Origin of the sequence: Haloarcula sp. JP-Z28, assembly GCF_011440255.1 — an archaeon.
Classification (GTDB): Archaea; Halobacteriota; Halobacteria; order Halobacteriales; family Haloarculaceae; genus Haloarcula; species Haloarcula marismortui.
Map to the genome: position 1 here is coordinate 1 of NZ_JAAOHT010000118.1, position 4141 is coordinate 4141.

3 protein-coding genes are annotated in these 4141 nt (G+C 54.1%); all 3 read left to right on the forward strand.

What is annotated here, in order from left to right:
* Nucleotides 1-801: 801 nt before the first annotated feature.
* The 3 genes from G9463_RS22845 to G9463_RS22855 all read left to right on the forward strand — a co-directional run bounded on the left by G9463_RS22845 (nucleotide 802) and on the right by G9463_RS22855 (nucleotide 3705).
* On the forward strand, nucleotides 802-1191 hold the full coding sequence (locus G9463_RS22845; protein WP_165897920.1) for a hypothetical protein: 390 nt from the start codon (nucleotides 802-804) through the stop codon (nucleotides 1189-1191).
* A gap of 462 nt (nucleotides 1192-1653) precedes the next feature.
* Nucleotides 1654-3321 (forward strand): VWA domain-containing protein, encoded by a 1668-nt coding sequence (locus G9463_RS24645; RefSeq protein ID WP_165897921.1) that lies wholly within the window; start codon nucleotides 1654-1656, stop codon nucleotides 3319-3321.
* A gap of 156 nt (nucleotides 3322-3477) precedes the next feature.
* Nucleotides 3478-3705 carry a hypothetical protein gene (locus G9463_RS22855; RefSeq protein ID WP_165897922.1) on the forward strand — a complete coding sequence of 76 codons (228 nt, stop codon included), beginning with the start codon at nucleotides 3478-3480 and terminating at the stop codon, nucleotides 3703-3705.
* The last annotated feature ends 436 nt before the right edge of the window (nucleotides 3706-4141 follow it).

Below are 4141 nucleotides of genomic sequence, written 5' to 3' on the forward strand. Positions count from 1 at the left end.
GTACCGCGACCGCACCGCCTGAAGATATCCGCCGCCTGCCAGCTGGGAGAACAGCAGACCACAGTACGGCGAAACTATTTTGTCGAAAACGGTGGTTTGTGTAGACAGCAGCGTTTCCATAGGTGAATAGCGCCTTCTGAGCGACGGTGAAGTGACACCGATCTTTAGACCACCGGCATCAACCCCTGACGAGCCGCCTCAAATCCGACTACCTCGACCAACACCGCTATTCAACAGAGCACTTCCTTATGGGCTCTCAACACGGAGTGGCAGGATTCAACAAAGGCGGTCAGGTTATGAATGAGCCGCCGCCGCAGAAAGTCTGCTAGCCTTCTATTCACGTATACATAGTACTAGTTTGAGTACAGCCTATACCGAGAGCGCGACAGGCTCTAGAGGCCTACTGAATCGACAAGAGGGGAGAGGGGAATGGAGCGCGTGAAGAGGGCATGTCAGAGGGCACTCGGTGGGCTCCAGCCCCAAGCGGGGAACGGGCGGGGCCGATGGTGGGCAGGTGTGTCGGATACTTTTCGGGGACCGCCTCCGACCGGCGGCTGTCCATACATACCGGCCAGTATGTATTGAAGCCCCAAGCCGAGTTTCTGACGCTGAAACTCTAGCGCAGAGTCTTGTAGTATCGGCATTAGCAGCATGTCGTGACTCGCGAATAGCCCAGTCCTGACAGCGGGGAAGACAACGACGATTGTGGTCCTTTTCCAACCCGCCCGCCGCAGACGCCCAATAGGCGGCCACTGACGGTAACGCTGCGGACATCTTTATTCACGATCAAGAAGCAGAACAATGAGCGACGACCCGGACCTCGACCAACTCCGGGAAGCGACCGACCACGGCGATCGCCTCGACGAGGCCGCCGGGGCGGATGTGTACGAGGACCTCCGCGAGAGCATGGTCGAGTACCTGGAGGAAATCGACGAGGGTGGGCGTCAAAAGACGGTGTCCGTGTGGGACGGCGATATTGCGGCGCGCATGGCCGCGCTGGAGGACCACCCCGAACACCTCCAGGCGCACGGCGAGGCCCTTCGCGAGGAGCTTGACCTCGACGGGACCGAGCCGCCCGATCGGAGCGAGGTCCTTCGCCTTGCCCTCCGCCTCGGGCTTCGGGAGGCCGCACCCGATAATATGGAAACTGCCCAGAAAGCCAAGCAAGACCACGCTACACGCGGGCTATAGGACCCATATAGCTCAAAACTACCACAGGACTTGGTTGCACAAATGTCATTTTTAGTGGTTCATGAAATTATAAGTAAACTATTCGGCACACACGGATATATCGTAAGTACATATTTATAACAATGTGAATATGACGGAATATATATCTTGTAGTTAATATTTTACGAAACCGCCATTTCACGCCTGAGACCCGCTACGTAACGGGTTTTGAGGACATGTTAACAGTAATGCATAAATTTATTATCTGTCATTTAATGCTAATACCTGTGTCACATGACACAGAGCAATAATAAAATCAAAGCAGTATTCATGGTCGCACTGATGATTCTATCCATCCTTGCGGCTATGCCTACTGTTGGCGCCTCAGAGGCAGGGAATATTCCGTTGACTCGGGATGAAATTGCACAGGAAAAATATGATGTTGGAGGGTTCGAAGGGTTAAGTACTGAAACAAAGAGAGAAGTGGAAGAAATATACGACAGACAACCTTTTGCTGACGGTGTCTCTGTTGAAGATATCGATACTCGTAACGAGTTAGCTCAAAGCGAGTACGACCACGACTTCAGAAATCTTAGCGATTCAACGAAAGAAGAAATTGAGGGGGAATACGACGCGCAATTTGCTGACTCGGACCGGACCAAGAACGTTACTCGGGACGAAATCGCACAGGAAAAATACGGGGAGAATTTTGCCGACCTGAGTAACGAGACTACGAGAGAAGTCGAAGAGATTTGGGACCGACAACCATTTGTTTCATTCAGTGGTGAACAGGATCCTGCAAAAATCCACACGCGGGATGAAATCGCACAGTCAAAATACGGATACGACTTCGAAAATCTGAGTATCCTCACTCAGTTAGAGGTTGAAGACCTGTACGATCAGCAGTTCCCTATCTCAAGGGTTAAACAACCGGATGATGGAGAAGGCCCGGATGACGGAGTCGAAGAGCCAGAGGTCGCTAACTTCCAGATCACCGGTCTGAACGCTCCAGATGTCGAACAGGGGGACACGGCGAATGTTACTGCTTCGATCGAGAACACCGGCGACGCGGCTGGCACTCAGACCATCTCACTGATGGTTGAAAATGAGAGCGTGATGATGAGTTCCGAGGAGGCACTTGATGCCGGTGAATCGAAGGATGTGATGTTCAACGTCGGAACCTCAAACCTCTCACCGGGCACGTATAATGTGACCACCACGACGGCGAACGACACCGCCACGACGACGTTGACTGTCACGGAAGATGATGGCAACGATACCGGTAATGCCACGTTCGAAGTGACCAGTGTCAACGCGCCCGACACTGAGCAGGGGAACACGGCGAATGTGACTGCGACGATCGAAAACGCCGGTAATGCGCCCGGAACACAGAACGTCTCACTGGTGGTTGAAGGCGAGAATATCTCGACCGGGACAGGTGCAGTTGATATCGTGTTCGTCGTCGATGAGTCTGGGAGCATGGAGGACGACATCGATACGGTCCGGAACCAACTCCAAATGTTCTCTCAAAATCTCGAATCAGAAAATGTTAATGCCCAGTATGCGGTCGTGACCCTTGCAGACCAGGTCGTGGTTCAACAAAATTTCACATCGAATGTCTCAGCGACAAACCAGACGCTCGACGAACTGGAGATTGGGGGAGCTACCGAGTATAATTACGACGCTATCCAGACGGCGAATGACCTCGATGGTCGTGAGAGTGCCAAGCGTGTCCTGATCGATCTTACTGACGAAGATTCGGACACGCAGTCGGGAACCCCGAGCCAGCAAGCACTCTCGAACCAACTGAACGCGACGAACACGACCTACATCGCCGTCACACCGAACGCAACGGAACTGGGTCCCCTCTCACAGCCTGAACTCCAGAAGCGCCCGCTGGCCAATATGACGGCGAGTGGCCAGTGGTACGATCTACTTCAAGACGACTTCGGAGAGAGATTCCGCACCGATATCGCTCAGACAGTCATCGACGTGACCAAGGAGAATGCGAAGACGGTCTCACTCGATGCTGGCGACTCCACACAGGTGACCTTCCAAACTAACACCTCGGACCTACCGCCCAGCACTTATAATGTAACAGTCTCTACGGAAGACGACTCCGGATCGACCACGCTCACCGTCACGAGCTAACCACTCCAACTACCTTTTTTTGATCCAGACGTTGTCCGCCAAGAGTCCCGACATCAAGAGGTAGAATACTCTGGAGTATGTTGGACGTTTTCGGAGCAGTTGGTAGAGCAACTCGCCGAAATTGAGGCAAGGGGATCGATAAAAGACCGTATCCGTGTGGAAAGGGGACCTCGTGGCATTCGTGGTGACCCTAGAGGGGCCCCCGAACGCACCCTGACGTACGGCGAGGCCCTTCGCGAGGAGCTTGACCTCGGCGGGACCGAGCCGCCCGATCGGAGCGAGGTCCTTCGCCTTGCCCTCCGCCTCGGGCTTCGGGAGGCCGCACCCGATAATATGGAAACTGCCCAGAAAGCCAAGCAAGACCACGCTACACGCGGGCTATAGGTTCCTATAGGAATACCTGTAGAATCCTATAGGCGGGTATCTACCGACCGGCACCCCGTTGATGCCCTGCGTTGCACGCTTTTCTACAAACACGCAACCATCGAAACCGAAAGTGGCGCGTGACACCGTGAGCGGCCGAAACCAGGTTCTCAACGTGCCTACCTCGTCGCTATTAGTTGCATGAAAAACAGAACTAACACGCAATAATGAGAACCGAGCGAAACCGGGATGGGACATACAATGTTTGGATGAGCCGGGAGGAGTACGAGGAAATACCCCGATCGGCGACGGGTACATACAAGAAATCGCGCTGCGACTCATGGGCGACTGTGGCCTCCGGGTAAATCGCCTCGGGGTCAAGCCCCGAGGCTTTCGCGTGGACTCCCGTTCTATGCCTCGGTAGAGGCAGGGTGTGCGTACTCCCCGCTCACGTTCA